General features: G+C 60.9%; 20 protein-coding genes. 16 read left to right on the top strand and 4 right to left on the bottom strand.

Annotated features, from left to right (window positions below):
• Positions 1 to 107: 107 nt before the first annotated feature.
• The 3 genes from CJ178_RS15220 to CJ178_RS15210 form a co-directional block, all read right to left on the bottom strand.
• Positions 108 to 431 carry a hypothetical protein gene (locus CJ178_RS15220; RefSeq protein WP_033237421.1) on the bottom strand — a complete coding sequence of 108 codons (324 nt, stop codon included), beginning with the start codon at positions 429 to 431 and terminating at the stop codon, positions 108 to 110.
• The gene (locus tag CJ178_RS15215; protein WP_033237420.1) at positions 415 to 1,680 is read right to left on the bottom strand and encodes an aromatic ring-hydroxylating oxygenase subunit alpha; all 1,266 of its coding nucleotides are present in this window, start codon (positions 1,678 to 1,680) and stop codon (positions 415 to 417) included. Before CJ178_RS15215 ends, CJ178_RS15220 begins: the two co-directional genes overlap by 17 nt.
• A 175-nt stretch (positions 1,681 to 1,855) precedes the next feature.
• Positions 1,856 to 2,323 carry a pyridoxamine 5'-phosphate oxidase family protein gene (locus CJ178_RS15210; protein WP_095887051.1) on the bottom strand — a complete coding sequence of 156 codons (468 nt, stop codon included), beginning with the start codon at positions 2,321 to 2,323 and terminating at the stop codon, positions 1,856 to 1,858.
• A gap of 191 nt (positions 2,324 to 2,514) precedes the next feature.
• Here CJ178_RS15210 and CJ178_RS15205 point away from each other — a divergent pair, with 191 nt between their 5' ends.
• The 13 genes from CJ178_RS15205 (at position 2,515) to CJ178_RS15145 (ending at position 13,603) form a co-directional block, all read left to right on the top strand.
• Positions 2,515 to 2,829 carry a hypothetical protein gene (locus tag CJ178_RS15205; RefSeq protein WP_033231790.1) on the top strand — a complete coding sequence of 105 codons (315 nt, stop codon included), beginning with the start codon at positions 2,515 to 2,517 and terminating at the stop codon, positions 2,827 to 2,829.
• Between the two features lie 106 nt (positions 2,830 to 2,935).
• The gene (locus CJ178_RS15200; protein ID WP_033231878.1) at positions 2,936 to 4,102 is read left to right on the top strand and encodes an acyl-CoA dehydrogenase family protein; all 1,167 of its coding nucleotides are present in this window, start codon (positions 2,936 to 2,938) and stop codon (positions 4,100 to 4,102) included.
• Positions 4,102 to 4,869 (top strand): SDR family NAD(P)-dependent oxidoreductase, encoded by a 768-nt coding sequence (locus CJ178_RS15195; RefSeq protein ID WP_033231789.1) that lies wholly within the window; start codon positions 4,102 to 4,104, stop codon positions 4,867 to 4,869. The genes CJ178_RS15200 and CJ178_RS15195 overlap by 1 nt, the downstream gene beginning before the upstream one ends.
• The gene (locus tag CJ178_RS15190; protein ID WP_045064751.1) at positions 4,869 to 6,110 is read left to right on the top strand and encodes a CaiB/BaiF CoA transferase family protein; all 1,242 of its coding nucleotides are present in this window, start codon (positions 4,869 to 4,871) and stop codon (positions 6,108 to 6,110) included. Before CJ178_RS15195 ends, CJ178_RS15190 begins: the two co-directional genes overlap by 1 nt.
• Entirely contained in the window at positions 6,110 to 6,931 is an 822-nt protein-coding gene (locus tag CJ178_RS15185) for an enoyl-CoA hydratase/isomerase family protein (protein ID WP_051730291.1), read from the top strand. Before CJ178_RS15190 ends, CJ178_RS15185 begins: the two co-directional genes overlap by 1 nt.
• 28 nt (positions 6,932 to 6,959) lie before the next feature.
• Positions 6,960 to 8,105 carry a thiolase family protein gene (locus tag CJ178_RS15180; protein ID WP_033231788.1) on the top strand — a complete coding sequence of 382 codons (1,146 nt, stop codon included), beginning with the start codon at positions 6,960 to 6,962 and terminating at the stop codon, positions 8,103 to 8,105.
• Positions 8,106 to 8,117: 12 nt separating this feature from the next.
• On the top strand, positions 8,118 to 9,266 hold the full coding sequence (locus CJ178_RS15175) for an acyl-CoA dehydrogenase family protein (protein WP_033231787.1): 1,149 nt from the start codon (positions 8,118 to 8,120) through the stop codon (positions 9,264 to 9,266).
• A gap of 150 nt (positions 9,267 to 9,416) precedes the next feature.
• A complete protein-coding gene (locus CJ178_RS15170) occupies positions 9,417 to 10,022 on the top strand; it encodes a TetR/AcrR family transcriptional regulator (RefSeq protein ID WP_033231786.1) in 606 nt (201 codons plus the stop codon).
• Positions 9,929 to 10,528 (top strand): hypothetical protein, encoded by a 600-nt coding sequence (locus CJ178_RS15165; RefSeq protein WP_306453187.1) that lies wholly within the window; start codon positions 9,929 to 9,931, stop codon positions 10,526 to 10,528. The genes CJ178_RS15170 and CJ178_RS15165 overlap by 94 nt, the downstream gene beginning before the upstream one ends.
• Before the next feature lie 118 nt (positions 10,529 to 10,646).
• A complete protein-coding gene (locus CJ178_RS15160) occupies positions 10,647 to 11,450 on the top strand; it encodes an SDR family NAD(P)-dependent oxidoreductase (protein ID WP_218833728.1) in 804 nt (267 codons plus the stop codon).
• A gap of 166 nt (positions 11,451 to 11,616) precedes the next feature.
• The gene (locus CJ178_RS15155) at positions 11,617 to 12,099 is read left to right on the top strand and encodes a VOC family protein (protein WP_095887049.1); all 483 of its coding nucleotides are present in this window, start codon (positions 11,617 to 11,619) and stop codon (positions 12,097 to 12,099) included.
• Positions 12,096 to 12,941 carry an SDR family oxidoreductase gene (locus tag CJ178_RS15150; protein WP_095887048.1) on the top strand — a complete coding sequence of 282 codons (846 nt, stop codon included), beginning with the start codon at positions 12,096 to 12,098 and terminating at the stop codon, positions 12,939 to 12,941. The genes CJ178_RS15155 and CJ178_RS15150 overlap by 4 nt, the downstream gene beginning before the upstream one ends.
• A 17-nt stretch (positions 12,942 to 12,958) precedes the next feature.
• Positions 12,959 to 13,603: a TetR/AcrR family transcriptional regulator gene (locus CJ178_RS15145; protein WP_051730290.1), complete on the top strand. Its 645-nt coding sequence runs from the start codon at positions 12,959 to 12,961 to the stop codon at positions 13,601 to 13,603.
• A 6-nt stretch (positions 13,604 to 13,609) separates the two neighbouring features.
• On the opposite strand, the gene CJ178_RS15140 is transcribed toward CJ178_RS15145, so the two are convergent.
• Positions 13,610 to 14,275 (bottom strand): TetR/AcrR family transcriptional regulator, encoded by a 666-nt coding sequence (locus CJ178_RS15140; RefSeq protein WP_033231872.1) that lies wholly within the window; start codon positions 14,273 to 14,275, stop codon positions 13,610 to 13,612.
• A gap of 93 nt (positions 14,276 to 14,368) precedes the next feature.
• Here CJ178_RS15140 and CJ178_RS15135 point away from each other — a divergent pair, with 93 nt between their 5' ends.
• Genes CJ178_RS15135 through CJ178_RS15125 form a run of 3 tightly spaced genes read left to right on the top strand, consistent with a single transcriptional unit; the run spans position 14,369 to position 18,067 of the window.
• Positions 14,369 to 15,667, top strand: a complete 1,299-nt coding sequence (locus CJ178_RS15135; protein ID WP_033231783.1) for a hypothetical protein — start codon at positions 14,369 to 14,371, stop codon at positions 15,665 to 15,667.
• Between the two features lie 11 nt (positions 15,668 to 15,678).
• The gene (locus tag CJ178_RS15130) at positions 15,679 to 17,091 is read left to right on the top strand and encodes an acyl-CoA reductase (protein WP_033231782.1); all 1,413 of its coding nucleotides are present in this window, start codon (positions 15,679 to 15,681) and stop codon (positions 17,089 to 17,091) included.
• Positions 17,084 to 18,067: an aldo/keto reductase gene (locus CJ178_RS15125; RefSeq protein WP_233365064.1), complete on the top strand. Its 984-nt coding sequence runs from the start codon at positions 17,084 to 17,086 to the stop codon at positions 18,065 to 18,067. The genes CJ178_RS15130 and CJ178_RS15125 overlap by 8 nt, the downstream gene beginning before the upstream one ends.
• Positions 18,068 to 18,091: the final 24 nt, after the last annotated feature.

Genomic DNA, 18,091 nt, shown 5'->3' with positions numbered 1-18,091 from the left:
GCAACGCCCGGCATGCGTGAAGCTATGCATGCCGGACGCTACGGTCTGTACAGTTTTCTTGCTTCCCAACCACTCTCGTGGGAATCCGTGCCTAAATGATCAGCAGGTCAGACGACGGGTTCGACGGTGACGGCTACGTAGGCTGCGCCGCTGTCGGGGACGCGGGGTTGTTTCCAGACTTCGATGGGGAAGGTGACCATGACGAAGGATTGCATGAGGTGTACGAGTGCTCGTGCGTCGTCGGGTAGGTCGTCGAGGGGGAATTTGTCGCAGTAGGTGATGGCGTCTTCGAGTCGGTTGAAGGCGGCGTCGTAGAAGTCTTGCATTTCGGGCATGGTGGAGGCGAGGCGTTTTGCGTAGCGTTCGCCTTCGGTGGGGAGGATCCAGTCGGCGAAGCGTTCGAGGTCGGCGAAGTCAGTTGGTAGTGGCATCGCGGTGCTCCTTGACGTGTGTTCGTGCGGTGTGGTGAAGGTGGCGGATGAGGAGTTCTTGGTCGCAGAGGGGGAATTCGGTGACGGTGCGGGTGGCCATCATTGTTTGTGAGGCTTCGAGGGTGTTCGCGTCTTGGAGTGCGTATTCCTTGAAGGTGACTGCGGCGAGTTCGTGTGCGAGTCGTTCGCGGGTGTTCTTGGGGGGTACGAAGTAGAGGCTGGCTTCGAAGATGTGTTTGTCGACTGCGGTGGGCCAGTAGTGGTAGGTGAGGTACCAGCCTGGTGCCCAGATGAGGAGCATGAAGTTGGGGAAGATGGTGAAGCTGTCTTCGCCCCAGGCTGCGTGGCGTGCGGGGTTGAGTGTGGGGGGTAGGGGGTCGAGGCCTTCGATGTCGGGGCGGTCCCAGGGGCCGAAGAGTCCGCTGCGCAGTGCGCGTTCGATGGGTTTGACCATGTTGAGGTCTTTCGGCGGTGCCATTCCGCCCCATGAGGAGATGAGGGAGTGGGGTCCGTCGAGTTCGTAGTGGAGTGCTTCGAAGCCGGTGGCGGCGAGTTTGTCTGCTTCGGCCTTGGTTGCCTGCTTCTGGTGCAGGATGGGGGCGTGGTAGAACTCGGCGAATGCGTCGATGAAGAGTTTCCAGTTGCTGCCGATTTCGGCGCGGTAGCTGTAGACCTCGGTCATTTCGTGGAAGGGGTAGCCTTCGACGCCCTTGAGCATGGGGCCGAGGTATTCCTCGAGGCTTTGCTGGGGGTTGAGGTTGACGAAGATGAAGCCTTGCCAGGTTTCGCAGGTGACTTCGACGAGTCCGTAGTCCTGCTTGTCGACGTCGAAGAATTCGCCTTCTTGTTGGATGAAGGAGAGTTTGCCGTCGAGGTCGTAGCGCCAGGCGTGGTATTTGCAGGTGAATTGGCGGCAGGTGCCTGAGGTTTCGTCGCCGGGGATTTCGTTCCATACCAGCTTGTTTCCGCGGTGGCGGCAGACGTTGTGGAATGCGCGGATGGTTCCGTCGGCGCCTTTGACGATGATCAGGGAGGTGTTGACGGCGGCGAGTTCTTTGGTGAAGTAGCTGCCGGTGCGGGGGACTCGTTCGACGCGTCCGACGTTGAGCCAGGTGCGTTTGAAGATTGCTTCGCGTTCGGCTTCGTAGTGTTCGGGGTCGATGGAGTCGGTGTAGTCGACGGGTGCGGTGCCGAGGTGGGGATACTGTTCGGTCCAGCTTCCCGCGGCCGGTTTGGCGAAGTGTGGCACGGTCTACCTCTCGTTCTCATGTTCGTGTTCCGCCGCGATGCCGAAGCGTGAATTGGCTGTGCGCTGCGGCTGGTTCGGCTGGTACAGATTTCTGAAGGATGCACTCTCTCGAATGAGAATGCGATTCTCAACAACGAAATTCAGACTGCCATACGCGAATGTCGGTAGTCAACCGCTATCGCCGGAGTTTGGAGAAATCCCAGCTCACGATGTTCTCGGGAACGAGTTGGAGCCAGCCGTGCCGGCCGTCGTAACTGAAGTTCCCGTCCTTGCCGATGTACTTGTCGGCAAACAGGCGCTCGGGGGTGATCAAGGCGTCGTCCGGTTCCCCGTGGCGAGGTATTTCGCCTACTTGTCGCACCTTTCCCTCCAGCTCAACGCCGCGTAAGCCGAGGAAGTCCGTATCTCCCTCGTCGACGATGACGCTTACCCGGGGATCGAGTTCGAGATCGGTCCACCGTCTGCTCCGGGTGAGTGAATTGAGCCAGATCGAGGTTCCGTCCCAGGCGAACCACAGGGCGCTGACGTGCGGTCTTCCGCTCTGTCCGACGGTCGCCACTCGGCAGATCGGCTGCGCGGAGAGGAACGAATGGCGTTCCTCCTCTGTCATGGCGATGGCGGTTCCACGACGCTGTCCTGACATTTTTCCTCCTGCGAATAGTCAAAGAGAGCTTGATTCTCTAGTATGGAGAATATAATTTCCTAGGAAGTCGTCAATTTGGACGATCCACCGACGAGTACCTGTCGGCTCGGCCTGATTTCTTCGCGTCGACACTTGACGCCCACAGGTTCGGCCCTGCTCGGCGATCGACCTATCGAAAAGGGAGGTTCACCATGACCGCACCAATACCTTTGCGGCCGGGAGGCCAGCTCGCCAGTTCCGTGTGCACCACGCGGGTGATCGTCGTCCGCGCACCTGCAGCCGGAAACCCGGTAATCGCCTGTGGGGGTAGCCCAATGGTTCCCGCTGCGCCGGGGCAGGCGGCCGCCTCAACAGTCACCGACGCGGTCACGCTCATCGGGAAACGCTATGTAGACGCCGATCAGAGCCTCGAAGTGCTGTGCACGTCGTCCGGAGTAGGTGAACTGAGCTGCGACGGCGTTGCCATGACCCTCAAGGCTGCCAACGCGCTCCCCGCCTCCGATTGAACACGTAGACAGCAACGAAAGTCGGTGCGGGAGTTCGGGTAACCGGGCGCCGCACCGACGAGCCTTCAGGTGATGCACAGCAGAGGAGTCGATTGTGTCCGGCGGTATGAATTTCGAACTGACCGAGGATCAGGAATTGATCCGCAAGTCGGTCGCTGAACTGGTGAAGAAGTTCGACGATCAGTACTGGATGGAGAAGGACCGGGCGCACGAGTTCCCCGTCGAGTTCTACAACGCCATCGCCGAGGGCGGTTGGCTGGGAATGACCATCCCCGAGGAATACGGCGGTCACGGGCTCGGAATCACCGAAGCCACAATACTTCTCGAAGAGGTGGCCAGGTCCGGCGGCGGCATGAACGCCGCCAGTTCGATTCACCTGTCCATCTTCGGCATGCATCCGGTGGTGGTCCACGGATCCGATGAACTCAAAGCGCGAACACTGCCGCGTATCGCGTCAGGTGACCTGCATGTCTGCTTCGGAGTGACGGAACCTGGGGCCGGTCTGGATACGTCTCGAATCTCGACCTTCGCCAAGCGCGACGGAGACCACTATGTGGTCAACGGGCGTAAGGTGTGGATCTCGAAAGCACTTGAATCCGAGAAGATTCTGCTTCTGACCCGTACCGAGCGTTATGACGACGTCAAGAAGAAAACCGACGGAATGACGTTGTTCCTGACCGATCTGGACCGCAGTTGTGTCGACATCCGGCCGATTGCGAAAATGGGTCGAAACGCCGTCACGTCCAACGAATTGTTCATCGACAATCTTCGGATTCCCGTCGAGGACAGGGTTGGTGAGGAAGGTAAGGGGTTCTCGTACCTCCTCGACGGCCTGAATCCGGAACGCATGCTCATCGCGTCCGAGGCGCTCGGTATCGGCCGGGTGGCACTCGAGAAAGCAGTGAAGTACGCCAACGAGCGTGAGGTATTCGGTCGGCCGATCGGCATGAATCAGGGCATTCAGTTTCCGCTTGCGGACGCGCTTGCCCATCTTGATGCCGCAGAGCTGGTGCTGCGCAAGGCAACCTGGTTGTACGACCAGGGGAATCAGTGTGGTCGCGAAGCCAACACGGCCAAGTATCTGTGTGCCGAAGCAGGTTTTGCCGCTGCGGACCGAGCACTGCAAACTCACGGTGGGATGGGCTATTCCGAGGAATACCACGTCGCCCGCTACTTCCGTGAGGCCCGACTGATGCGGATTGCACCCATCAGTCAGGAAATGATTTTGAACTATCTGGGATCACATACTTTGGGAATGCCGAGGAGCTACTGATGACCGCAACCAATCCGATGTTCGACTTGACGGGACGATCAGCACTGGTCACCGGCGCGGCCGGCGGTATCGGCTCCGCCGTTGCGCGGGCGTTTGCGACGGCTGGAGCGACCGTGCTGGTCACCGACGTCGACGGTGACGCGGCAGCTGCTGTTGCAGAACGTATTACGGCGGCGGGTGGCAAGGCGGACAGTTTTGCGCTCGATGTCAGGGACCGTGCAGCCGCCGACGCCGCGGTGGCACGCGCCGCCGGTTTCACCGAGGGGAAGCTGCACATCCTGGTGAACAATGCCGGCGTGACCGCGCCCGCGATGTTCAAGGATCTTGCGCAGGATTCGTTCCAGCGGATGCTCGACATCCACCTGCTCGGCGCATTCCATTGCTCGCAGGCAGCTTTGCCGTTCCTGGCTACCGACGGGACAGGGCGAATCATCAACGTGACGTCCTCGGCCGGAATCACCGGAACGCTCGGCCAGGTGAACTACTCGGCCGCGAAGGCCGGGATCATCGGCCTGACCAAGTCTCTGGCTCGGGAACTGGCGCGTAAGAACATCCTGGTCAACGCACTTGCCCCATTGGCTGCAACGCCGATGACCGAGACCATTCGCACCGACGAGAAGTTCGCCGCGAACATGATGACGCGAATCCCGTTGCGCCGCTGGGCGGAGCCCGAGGAAATCGCGGGTGCCTTTGTGTTCCTGGCGTCGAATGCTTCTTCCTTCGTCACCGGGCAGGTGCTGCCGGTGGATGGTGGCATGGTGATGTGATGTCGGGTTCGGAGCCTGCCGCGGGCTCCTCTGCTACATCAGGGGGGCCGCTCGCGGGAATTACCGTGGTGACGTTGGAGCAAGCCGTGTCCGCTCCGATGTGTACGCGTACGTTGGCGGATTTCGGCGCCCGCGTGATCAAGGTCGAGAATCCGCAGGGTGGCGATTTTGCGCGAGACTACGACGATGTCGTGAATGGTCTTGCCGCACATTTTGTCTGGGCCAATCGCGGTAAGGAATCAGTCACCTTGAACTTGAAATCCGAGGCCGGGATCGAAACCATGCACAGGCTGTTGGACAAGGCTCACGTGTTGGTGTCGAACTTGGCGCCGGGCGCGATGGCACGACTTCGTCTGTCGGCGAGTGATCTGGCCGAACGGCATCCGGATTTGATCACGGTGGAAATCGACGGCTACGGCGCCGGTGGTCCGCTGTCGCACAAGCGGGCGTACGACCTTCTCGTCCAGGCAGAGTCCGGTGCATGTGCCGTCACCGGACGCCCGGGCGAGCCGGCAAAACCCGGACCGCCCGTCGCCGATATCTCCTCGGGACTGTATGCGGCGCTGTCGATCCTGGCGCTGCTGTGCGGCAAGGGTCGTGGAAACGGCGGCGAACTGTCGTCGGTGTCGGTGAGTCTGTTCGACACCATGACGGAGTTGATGGGCTACCCGCTCACGTACACGAAGTACTCGGGGATCGATCAGCAACCATTGGGGATGAGTTCGCCTGCCGTATCACCGTACGGTTCGTACGGGACCCGAGACGGGCAGACGGTTGTACTCGGCACGACCAACGACCGTGAATGGCAGCGACTTGCCCGCGAGATACTGGAGCGTCCCGACCTGGCGGACGACACGCGGTTTGCCGGCAACTCCGGGAGGGTTCGTCATCGGGAGGTTCTCGACGAGGCCATCGAATCATGGTGTGGTCGACACGATCTCGAGCACATTCAGAAGACTGCCGACGCTGCCGGAATCGGAAACTCTCGCTACAACCTCCCCAGCGAAGTGCTCGAGCACCCACAACTGAGTGCTCGTGACCGCTGGCGGCAGGTCGACACATCTGCCGGCCCGATCGAGGCACTGCTGCCACCGCCGATCATTGCGGGCTTCGAGCCGCCGATGGGGGCGGTACCGGGACTCGGGCAGCACACGGATCGTGTGCTCGCGGACTTCGGTTTCACCGGAGACGACATCGCGGCGTTGCGCGGCGACGGCGCGATCGGACCGGCGTACTGCTGATGGCGCACGAGAAAAACACATCGGTGGCGCCCGGCCCCGTCCTGCTGAGCGACGACCGCGACGGCGTTCGGACACTGACGCTCAACCGCCCGCACCGTAAGAATGCGATCAATCCGGAACTATGGGCAGCACTGCGCGATTCGCTGGTATCCCTCGAGACCAACCGCGATGTTCGGGCGCTGGTCATCGAGGGGGCAGACGGCGCGTTCTGTTCGGGTGCGGATCTGTCGGAAATCGCCGACATCCACCCCATGCACAAGTTGCGCGTCCTCACCGATGTTGCCCTGCTGCTCCACGAACTGCCGATACCGACCGTCGCCAAGGTGTCCGGAGTGGCCGTCGGTGCAGGGTGGAATCTGGCGCTCGGGTGCGACCTGGTGGTGGCCACACCCGAATCGACGTTTTCGCAGATCTTCTCCAAGCGCGGGTTGTCCTTGGACCTCGGCGGATCATGGCTGCTGCCAAAACTTGTCGGTCTACAACAGGCCAAACGCCTTGTATTGCTCGCCGAGACCATCGGCGCCGAGGAAGCCGAGGAACTTGGCCTGGTGACCTGGGTTGTGCCGAAATCGGAGATCGACGGATATGCCCGCGACCTGGCACAGCGATTGGCGTCAGGACCACCTATCGCGCTGGCACAGAGTAAATCGTTGTTGCACGAAGGCGCCGACCGCACGATGCGGGATGCGCTCGCCAACGAGGCACGCGCGCAGGCAATGAATTTCGGTACCTCCGACGCACCGGAGGCGTACGCCGCATTTGCGGAGAAACGTGAACCACGATTTGCCGGCCGCTGGGCCGTGCCGCGAATCGGTAGTTGAACAGAATCAGTTCGGAGAGTGGAGAGACATGCGTGAAGTTGTAATCGCCGAAGCAGTTCGGACTCCGGTGGGGAAGCGCAACGGCGGGTTGTCGAGCGTACATCCGGCGGACTTGTCCGCAGTGGTCCTCGCCGCCCTGGCCGAGCGCACCGGAATTGATCCTGGGATCGTCGACGACGTGATCTGGGGTTGCGTCTCCCAGGTCGGTGACCAGTCGAGCAATATCGGCCGCTACTCAGTACTCGCAGCCGGATGGCCCGAGTCCATCCCGGGTACGACGGTCAACCGGGCGTGCGGTTCGAGCCAGCAGGCACTCGATTTTGCGGTGCAGGCCGTCATGTCGGGTCAGCAGGATGTTGTTGTCGCGGGCGGCGTCGAAGTCATGAGTCGGGTTCCGCTGGGCGCCGCCAAGGCGTCCGGGCAGCCGTATGGCCCCAAAGTCTTCGAACGCTACGACAATTTCTCGTTCAATCAGGGATTGTCGGCCGAGGCCATCGCACAGAAGTGGGCTCTCACGCGTACACATCTCGACGAGTTCTCCGCGCTTTCACACGAGCGCGCCGCCGCAGCCCAGGACGACGGCGCTTTCGAGAGCCAGATCGTCTCGGTGACAACCGATTCCGGAGTCGTCTCGGCTGACGAAGGTATTCGCCGCGGAACCTCGGTGGAGACTCTCGCGAAGTTGAAGCCCGCATTCGCAGATGACGGAGTCATTCACGCGGGCAACTCGTCGCAGATTTCCGACGGCGCCGCAGCACTGTTGGTGACGACGCCGGAGCGGGCACGCCAGCTCGGACTGACGCCGATTGTTCGCTACTGCGCAGGCGCTGTGACCGGTTCCGATCCGGTGCTCATGCTCACCGGTCCGATTCCGGCGACGGACAAGGTCTTGAAGAAGGCTCGAGTCGACCTGAACGAGGTCGGAGTGTTCGAGGTCAACGAAGCCTTCGCGTCGGTGCCACTGGCGTGGCTTGCGGAAACCGGTGCGGATCCGGCATTGGTCAACCCCCTCGGCGGCGCGATCGCGCTCGGACATCCGCTCGGTGGTTCCGGAGCGGTTCTGATGACTCGAATGATTCATCACATGCGCTACAACGGAATTCAGTACGGATTGCAAACAATGTGTGAGGGTGGCGGCACCGCGAACGCCACGCTCGTCGAACTGGCTGTGTGAGGAAGAGACAAAATGCGCAGAGAAGTGTTCACTCCCGATCACGAGTCATTCCGTAAGCTCGCCCGCGATTTCATCGAGAAGCACGTTGTCCCCGAGTACCCGTCGTGGGAAAAGGCCGGCCAGATGCCGCGGGCAACTTTCGAACAACTCGGCTCGTTGGGGCTGCTCGGTACCGCAATCCCCGAGGAGTACGGGGGAGCGGGAATGCCCGACTATCGGTACAACGTCATTTTGCAAGAGGAGTCGGCGCGCGCCCTGGTCACGTTGAGCACGGTCCGCACACAACTCGATGTGATCCTTCCGTATTTCCTTGCCTACGCTAACGAGGAACAGCGATCACGTTGGTTCCCCGGGTTGGCGGCAGGAACACTTCTCTCGGCGATCGCGATGACCGAACCGGGTACCGGTTCCGATCTTGCGGGCGTACGCACCACTGCGGTGCGCGACGGGGACGAGTACGTGGTCAACGGTGCCAAGACATTCATCACCGGCGGCTTGCTCGCTGATCTCGTGATCGTTGTCGCGCGCACGTCGACGGATCCGGAGAATCGACGCGCCGGTCTTTCACTGCTGGTCGTGGAGGATGGAATGCCCGGGTTCACCCGCGGGCGTGTCCTCGACAAGATGGGCTGCAAGGTTCAGGACACAGTCGAGTTGTCGTTCGACAATGTGCGAGTGCCTGCTGCGAACAGATTGGGCGACGAAGGCGCCGCGTTCGGCTACCTCGGTCGCAATCTTCCGCAGGAGCGGATGACTGTTGCTGTCGGTTCGGTGGCTCAGGCTCGGGCCGCGGTGACGGCAACTATCGAGTACGTCAAGGAGCGCAAGGCTTTCGGGACACCGGTTGCGTCGTTCCAGAATACGAAGTTCGAATTGGCGGCTATGTCGGCGGAGATCGAGGCCGGGCAGACGATGATCGATCGGGCGGTTCTCGATCTGGTCGACGGCGAGTTGTCGGGTGCTGATGCAGCACGGGTCAAGTTGTTCTGCACCGAAATGCAAGCGCGCGTGGTCGACCGATGCCTTCAGCTTTTCGGTGGTTACGGCTACATGATGGAGTATCCGATCGCGAGGTTGTACACAGATGCCCGGGTGGCACGTATTTATGCAGGTACGAGCGAGGTTATGAAGGTGATAATCGCGAAGTCCCTCGGGTTGTAAGCGATTTAGGGGTCTTTGCGCGCGCGGCGACCGAAAAGCGGCACATTAGCTGTGTCCTGTTGCACAACTTCATCTTTGATGAGACGCTTGTCACAGAGCTGAAAACAACCTACTGTGTGTTCAGTAGGTTGCTTTGAGCAGAGGAGTTCGATGACCGCGCAGCGCCCGTATGCCACTCTTTTAGCAAAGGGCGAAGACCGGAAACAGCTCATCCTTTCCGCTGCTCAGCGACTACTTGCACTAAACGGGTGGCGCAGCACGACGCTTGCGCAGATCGCCGGTGAAGCCGGTGTGACGTCGGCTGGACTTTTGCACCACTTCGAGTCCAAAGAACAGTTACTGCATGCCGTGCTCGACGCGCGGGATGCAGATGACGATGCTCATGCTGATCGAACTGGCGATGTCATAGAACAGCTCGAGCAAGTGGGTGCGCGGTTCGAACGCTCGCCTCACTTGATCGGGATGTACTCGGTGCTTCTGATCGAGAGTTTGGATCCGGAAGCCCCGTTGCATGGTCGCCTGCTCGCTCGGCAGCGTGCGGCAATCGACACGATTGCCGCAGGTATTCTGCGCGGTCAACGCGCAGGAAAATACCGCAATGATATTGACCCGGCCGTCAAGGCCGTAGAGATTGTCGCGTTTCTCAACGGAATGGAGACCTCATGGCTGCTCGATCGTTCGATTCCACTGACCGAAATCTTCAAGGACTACACGCAATCGCTGACTCGACAGCTCGCGCTCGCCGGCACAGCCTGAGGTACCGTCTGGCAGTCCTCGCGCCCAGCGTTGCCGACGTGGTGCGCCATGCCGGCGGGTGGATGTTCGACCAGGTAATGGCTGGCTGGGACGTCACGGTTATCGTCGAAAAGCACGAGAACACCCGGCCGTTGCAGATTCTCGGGGCAACCACGTTGGATTTGGACTCCGTGATGGCCGCGCCCAACGGGCCGCGCCCGCAAGCGATTGCTCTGGCAGGTGATCTGTTCGAGTCCAATGCGATGGTGCGTGAAGGATTGCTCGATACCCTCGATCGCGGCATTATCGACGTCACGTTGTGGGGCGATAAGGTCCCGAGCGATCTGGCTCATCACTTCGGGCCGAGCTCGCACCAGTTAAGCCGCGCTGCAATGGTTTTCAAGTCCCACGCCCTCGCTGCCGCATCCAGCTCGCCCGATCCCGTCAGCGCGACCGAAATGTTTCGTGGGGTCAGCCTGTTCGGCAAGTGTCCGGCAGACGGAGTGAACCTCGTGTCAGTCGGTTAGTGAACTACTTCCCGCGCACAGTCCGGTGCGGGAAGGATCGAGAAGCCGCATGCTCCGGCTGTTGATACGCGTGAACGCGAATCAACAGGCGGAGCATTGTTGTGAGAAAGCAGTGCATGTGAACAGTAACGACTTTGTCAGCAGATATGGCCCGGTAGCGCTGGTGACTGGTGCTTCCTCCGGCATCGGTCAGTCGTTTGCCGAACAGTTGGCGGCCATGGGCCTGGATGTGGTCTTGGTTGCGCGCCGGGAATCGCTCCTGGGGGAATTGGCCTCGAGATTGCGAGCAGAGCACGGCGTCGAAGTAACTGTCTGCTCTGCAGATCTTGCTGAAGTTACGGCGACGGCGTCGATTCTCGACGCGACATCAGGCCTCGATATCGGGCTGGTTGTGAGTAATGCCGGTTACGGGTTCAAAGGAGAACACTCCGCCATGGACCCAGCAGAGCTGGCGGACATGGTGACGGTGAACTGCACAACGCCCATGCTGCTGACCCGTGGTTTCATTCCGCGCCTACGAGCGCGTGGACGTGGCGGCATCATTGTGACCAGCTCGATCGAAGCATTGTTGGGTTGCCCGTATTCCACGGCCTATTCGTCGAGTAAGGCATTCCTGAACAGTTTGGGAGAGGGCCTGTGGGGTGAGCTGACGCCGGAAGGTATTGACGTACTGACGATTTGCCCGGGGGCCACCGATACCGAAGCGCTGCGGCGGAGCGGGATCGACCCGGCCACGATGAATAATGTCATGTCACCGGACGAGGTGGTGACGCTGACCTTGGACAACATCGACAACGGGCCGACGCTGTTTCCCAGCGACCATCACAAAGCGGTTTTCGATCAACTCCTGTCGATTCCTCGGCGAGATGCTCTGACGGCGATGGCTCGGGGTATGAAGGTGAACTCGGTCCAGCCCAACTAGTCGGGACGGGCAAATGGCTTGGTCGCGTGTTGTTTTGCGGGGATCGCGAGATTTCCTTGCATTCCGCGCGTCCGGGTGAGAATATTCTTCTCATGCCAAAGAATCTTGTTCTGGGTGTTTTGGGCGCACGGGTGTCACAGGCGCCGCGGATCGAGGTGACCGCGGAATGAAGGCCGAGGATCTTTTCCATCTCGGGATCGTCACCGAAACGTTCGAGCAGACCAGGGACGAACTGTCGTCGCTGTTCGGGTACGAATGGGGCCCTGAGGTCGGTGGCCCGATCAACGTCACATTGCCGAGCGGCGATGTCACCGTTGATCTGCGATGTGCGTATTCGGTGACCGCGCCGCGCGTGGAAATCGTTCGCGCTGTTCCGCAGTCGACTCTGTGGGATGCAAGTAGAGGGCAAGGCATTCATCATGTCGGGTACTGGTCCGACGACGTCGCGGCAGATTCTGCAGAGCTGGCGCGTCACGGATACGTCACCGAGGCAACACGTCTCGGGTCTGATGGCATACCGTTCTTCTCGTTCCAGCGTAGTCCTTGGGGATTTCGGATCGAACTCGTGAGCAGAACCGCGAAGACCGGCCTCGAACAGTGTTGGGCGACACCGGTCGCGCGGGAAGCGGAAGTTGGTGCGAAGTCATGACTACTGTCGGAATTGTGACCGGCGCGGGACGTGGCATGGGTTTTGCCTGCGCGCGGCGTCTGACCGACTCGGTGGACCGTTTGGTGCTGGTCGACATGGATCCGGAAACCGTGGCGGCGGCAGCAGCTGAACTTTCCGGGACCGGCCGCGCCGTTGTAGAACCGTTTGTTCTCGATGTCACGGACCCTGCTGGCCTTGCTCGTCTAGTCGATCGAGTGCGTGAACTCGGAACCTTGCGGTCGGTCGCACATGTCGCCGGAATCTCGCCGACCATGGCCGACTGGCGCAGAATCTTTTCTGTCGATCTTGTGGGTACCGCCTTGCTCGCGCAAGCGTTGCGCCCGCTCGCCACGGCTGGCACGGCAATGGTGTGTTTTGCATCCATGGCGCCGACACTGGCGTCGCTCGAGCCGGACGCTGCCACCGCTGCGGCACTGGAAGATCCTCTGCGAGAAAACTTTCTGGACGAGATCTACGAAGCGGTCGGGCCCGCGATCGAACACACCGGCGCCGCGTACGCATGGGCGAAATACGGTGTTCAGCGTTTCGTGAAACACGAGGCCGTGCGATTGGGCGCCGTCGGCGCACGCGTCTGCTCGCTGTCACCCGGATTGATCGACACCCCTCAAGGCCGACAAGAAGCCGAGAACAACGCGCATCTGAGTGCGCTGGTCACACAGACGCCTCTTGCCCGGACCGGTACTGCTGACGAAGTAGCAGCAGTCGTGTCGTTCCTGCTCTCGGATGACGCCAGCTTCCTCAACGGAACAGATATTCTCGTCGACGGTGGAATCTGCGCCGCGGTGCATACCAGCGGTGGACTGAGTGCGGCTCGTTCGTGACGGGGTATCTTCTTCCGATGGACATGAGTGGTTCGACCACCGAGCCGACACAAGATCTGGCAACCCGAATTGCTGCGCGGGCCTTGGCAGATCGAGGCGCTGTGTACGCCAGCGAGGTTCGTCGATTGCTTGACGCCGCGCTGGTGGTCATCAGGTCACTGGGAACGAACTCCCGCCCTCGCGTCGCGGATATCGTGGCACAAGCGGGACTGTCCAACGATGTCTTCTATCGGCACTTCAAGTCGAAAGATGCACTGGTTTCGGCGATCTTGGAGGATGGTTCCGAGCGTTTGGCAACGTACGTTGCGCATCAGATGGACAAGGAGAACACCCCAGAGGGGAAGATTCGGCGGTGGGTCGAAGGTGTCCTGTCCCAGGCCGACGAAGATTCGGCGGCCACCACCCGAGCGGTGCTCTGGAACGCGGGTGGGACGGGCGTCGGCGCAGTTTCGGGGCCACCGTCGGCGAGCGGTCCACTGGCGACCCTGCTGCGTGGTCCCCTTGCGGAACTGGGCAGCGCAGCACCGGAGTTCGATGCCACATTGGCGGCACACGCGACAGTCGGAAAGCTTTCCGACTACCTCTGGCAGCGGATTCAGCCTACCGATTCGGATATCGACCGGATCACCGAATTCTGTTTACGCACAATAACGCCCGCCTAGTCGATCTCAATCAGGTCTGAGACTTCGAAGAAACAGTGCTACCGCGGACTGAACATGCCGTTCTTGATCTGCGGGGTCATGCACAATTCCGAACGAGGCCAGGCGGGCCGGACCGCCGGACGCCATGCCGAGAAAGAGTTCGGCGAGTACGTCCGGTTCCTCGGCGACGATCTCGCCGGCCTCGGCATGCCGCACGAGTAGATCTGTGACCAACTGTTTGCGCGGCCAGAATCCCGTGCCGTGAGTTCGACGAGCGATGTCCGGAAAGCGCTCAGCGTAGGTGATCGCGATCTGTTCGAGTTTGATCATGGACGGGTTCAGGGCGCGGCTCAGTGCCGTCCTCGCGATGGTGGTCAACGCGACTTCCAGATTGTCGAGATCAGGTGCAGGTGGTTCTGGCACAGGCCAATCCGTGCGTTGGACGGCCCAGCCGAGAACCGAGCGGAAGACTGCTTCCTTGGTGGGGAATCGTGTGTACAGCGTCGGTTTGGTAGTGCCGGCCGCGGCAGCGATGGCATTCATCGACGTCCCCTCGTATCCATGCTCGAGGAACATGGCGAGGGCGCCTTCACGTATGGCGTGATCCAGTGCGGTGGCTTGCTCGAGAGTGGGGCGCCCCCCGCGGCTTCGGCGTGCTCCGGCTGCGCCCGGTTCGGACCTGTGCGACGTCATGAACATCAGTGTGCCAGTCGAACTCAGCTATAGACAGAAAACTAAACCCATGGGTAAAGTTAATTCCGGGGGGCAACATCGACTGGAGGCACAATGTCAGGGACGACCACACAGCGAGATGAGATTGTCGAGCGACTCGACGCGCGATTCCAGGAACTGCGTCAGCAGGTACCGGTACTGAAGCAGCGGGCGGACGACGAGGGGATCACCGAAATCGCACGGCGTGAGGACATGATTCCTCTGCTGTTTCCGCATACCACGTACAAGAGCTACCCGGAATCGTTGATCGCTAAAGGTCAATGGGCGCAGCTTAATCGGTGGCTCGATTCGCTTTCGGCGCATCGCGTCGAGGGAGTGGACGTGTCGGACGTCGTCGACGTCGACGGGTATATCGATGCCCTCGAAGCTGTCGGGCACCTGGTGTCGAGTTCGAGTGGGACCAGCGGGAAGAGTTCCTTCCTCAACAAGTCCGTACAGGATCGCGAAGTGTCCATGCAGAACATGCTGGACTGCCTGACGGACTTGGGGATTCATCGCGACAACTCGTGGCACGTTATCCCGGTCGGGCCGGAAACGGGTCTGAGTGGACACAACGCCCTGCGTGATCTCATCTACAAGGAGTACGGCCGACCGGACGGAATCGAGCGGCCGTCGGGCGCGGAGGCAAGCGGTCACTATGCGTATATGGCGCGTCTGTCTGCCATGCGTAAGGCAATGGCAGACGGGACCGCGGCACCGGACGAGCTAGCTACCCATGAGGCGTCAGCCGCTGCGCGCCAGGCGGAAAACGAACGCCGTCTGCGGCATTGGGCAGAGCAGATCATCGAACACCGCACCGAGAAGATCTTCTTCAATTCTCAGTTCCCGAACCTGTTCCGCCTCACCGAGATTCTGCGAGAACTCGGAATGAAGGAGGGAGACATCACGGGGGAGAACGCGATGACTGCGGGCGGCGGGCTCAAGGGCATGTCACTGCCGGCTGACTACCAGAACCAGATCTTTCGAATGCTGAATATCGATCCGAGCCGGTTCTTTCACTACTACTCGATGCAAGAGTTGAATATTCGTTTGCCGAAATGCGCGTCGGGTCGGTACCACGTTCCTTCGGAGCTGGTTCTGTTCGTTCTCGACAAGAACGGCGAAGCGCTTGCACCCGAGTCGGATGGCAAGGTGGAAGGCCGCGCCGCGTTCTTCGACACTACCGTCGACGGACGTTGGGGCGGAACGATCACCGGAGACAAGATCTCGGTCGAACTCGGTGACTGCTCCTGTGGCCGAACCGGCCCCACGGTTGACGCAGACATCACCCGCTACTCCGATCTGGCAGACGACGACAAGATCACCTGTGCCGGCACCACGGACGCGTACGTCCGCGGATTCCTCGAGGACTGAGAGAAACTTCAATGACTACGTCATCAACACTCGCACCGAGTAAGTCCAAGATCCGTGTACCTCATTTCATCCGAGGCAAGCTCGTCTGGGGTGAGGACACCGAGTATCTGTCGCGGGACTTCGGGGTTCCGTTTGTCACGCCGGCTCTGGAACTGAACAGATTGTTCGTGCCACGCACCGAACCCGGACCGGCATTCGACGTGCCGGTCACGGACATCATCGACTTCCTGGTCGAGACGGCAAAGCATCTCACTCTCGAGACAAACGAGTACCTGCAGGAATCCCTCGAGATGACCCTTCAGGTCAGTGCGCTGCCCAGGAGAATCATCGAGAACACCTTCGCGCGGCCGGGCCAGTTCCTGACGCGGGAGGCGCTGGAATACCGTCTTGACCGCACCTTCGGTGATCGCAACCTCCTCGACGGATGGGTGGAGCGCACCGACCCCAACGGTCGTGTGAGCCGGGTCCGGGCATTCCCACCCCGCCTCGTGCACATGCTTGCCGGAAACTCGCCGAGCGCCGCTATGACATCGATCGCAGACGCGGCGCTTGTCAAGGCAGTCAACGTCTTCAAGATGCCATCGGCCGACCCGTTCACCACCGTGGCGGTACTGCGCACCATGTCCGACATCGAACCCGATCATCCGATCCTGCGCTCGATGTCCGCCGTGTACTGGCGCGGCGGTGACGAGAAGGTCGAGAGCGTGCTCTACCGCTCCCAGTACTTCGACAAGCTTGTGGCGTGGGGTGGTGGCCCCGCCATCGAGAACGCCGCGAAGTACGCCGGTCCCGGCTTCCAGCTGATCTCCTTCGACCCCAAGGTCTCGATGTCCGTCATCGGACGCGAAGCCTTCGAGTCCGAAGAGACCCTCCGTGAGGTGGCGGAGCTGGCAGCGTCCGATGCCACGATCTTCAACCAGGACGCCTGCCTCGCGGCGCGTCACATTGCCGTCGAGGGTGACATCGAGCAGGTGGATCGCTTCTGTGCGTTGCTGTGTGAGCGTCTGGGAGTCGACCGCGACTTTGCCGAGGCCGTTGGTCCCAAGACGCCGCGCGATATTCGCGAAGAAGTCGAGGGCATGCGGTTCCTCGAGCCCGACTACCGCATCTGGGGCAGCTACGACGGCAGTGGTCTTGTTGTCCGCTCACCGGAACCGGTGGACTTTCACCCGACCAACAAGACGGTCAACGTCGTCCCCATTGCATCGATGGCCGACGCGGCGCATTTCGCGACGGTGGCAACACAGACCGTGGGTGTTTACCCGACACACCGCAAGGCCGAGGTACGAGATCGCCTGGCAACAGCAGGAGTTCAGCGTGTGGTGAAGCTCGGTAGCGCGTTGACCGGCAGTATGGGCAGCCCGCACGACGGCATGTACCCGTTGCATCGATTCGTCAACTGGGTAGTGGACGACGATGCCTGAAGCCGTGAGTGGTGCAGGCATGCCGCTGCGAGTGCTCGGCAGATCCGGACTGCGAGTCAGTGAAATGTGTCTGGGCGCCATGACGTTCGGAACGGACTGGGGCTTCGGAGCCGACGAGTCCATTTGTCAGGATATCTACAAGGAGTTCCGCAGTGCCGGCGGTAATTTCATCGACACAGCAAACAATTACACCAACGGTGCGAGCGAGACGATTCTCGGGCGGTTGATCGCTTCCGAGCGTGACGATGTTGTCGTGAGTACCAAGTACACGCTGCCGACACATCCGGGTGATCCCAATTCCGGTGGAAATCATCGGAAAAGCTTGCGTCGCAGTGTCGAAGAGAGTCTGCGACGCCTCGGCACCGACTACATCGACTTGTTGTGGGTGCATGCGTGGGATCGGCAGACGCCGGCCGAGGAGACGCTCCGCGGACTCGACGATCTGGTCCGCAGTGGCAAGGTCTTGGCGATCGGTATCACCAATACTCCGGCCTGGGTGGTTGCCCGCTCGAACGCAATCGCCGAGTTGCGCGGTTGGAGCGCCTACTGCGCCATGCAGGTCGAATACTCCTTGGTGGCACGAAGTCCTGACCGTGAGCTTCTTCCGATGGCGAGCGAATTGGATTTAGCCCTGTGTGCGTGGAGTCCCTTGGCTCGCGGCCTACTTGCCGGAAAGGGAGACCCCGAACGACTCTCGCCTGCCGGTCGGGAGGCCCGAACCGTTGCCCAAGACATTGCAGCCGAACTGGGAGTCAGCCCCGCGCAGGTTGCCTTGGCGTGGGTCATACGTCGGGGGCTCATGCCGTCGATCGGCGCGCGCACGGTGGAACAGCTTCGAGACAACCTCGGCGCTCTGCAGGTGATGCTCGACGAAGGGCAGCAGGAGCGTCTCGACGCAGCATCGCGGGTGCGACTCGGCTATCCGCACGATTTCCTGAACGAGCGGCGCGCGGTGTTGGAGCCGCAGGAGTTGTAGCAGCTTCAATTTCTGAAAAGCATC

Source organism: Rhodococcus sp. ACPA4 (genome assembly GCF_002300185.1).
GTDB lineage: Bacteria > Actinomycetota > Actinomycetes > Mycobacteriales > Mycobacteriaceae > Rhodococcus_F > Rhodococcus_F globerula.
The sequence above is the reverse complement of the archived record's forward strand: the minus strand, read 5'-3'. Positions and strand labels throughout refer to the sequence as shown.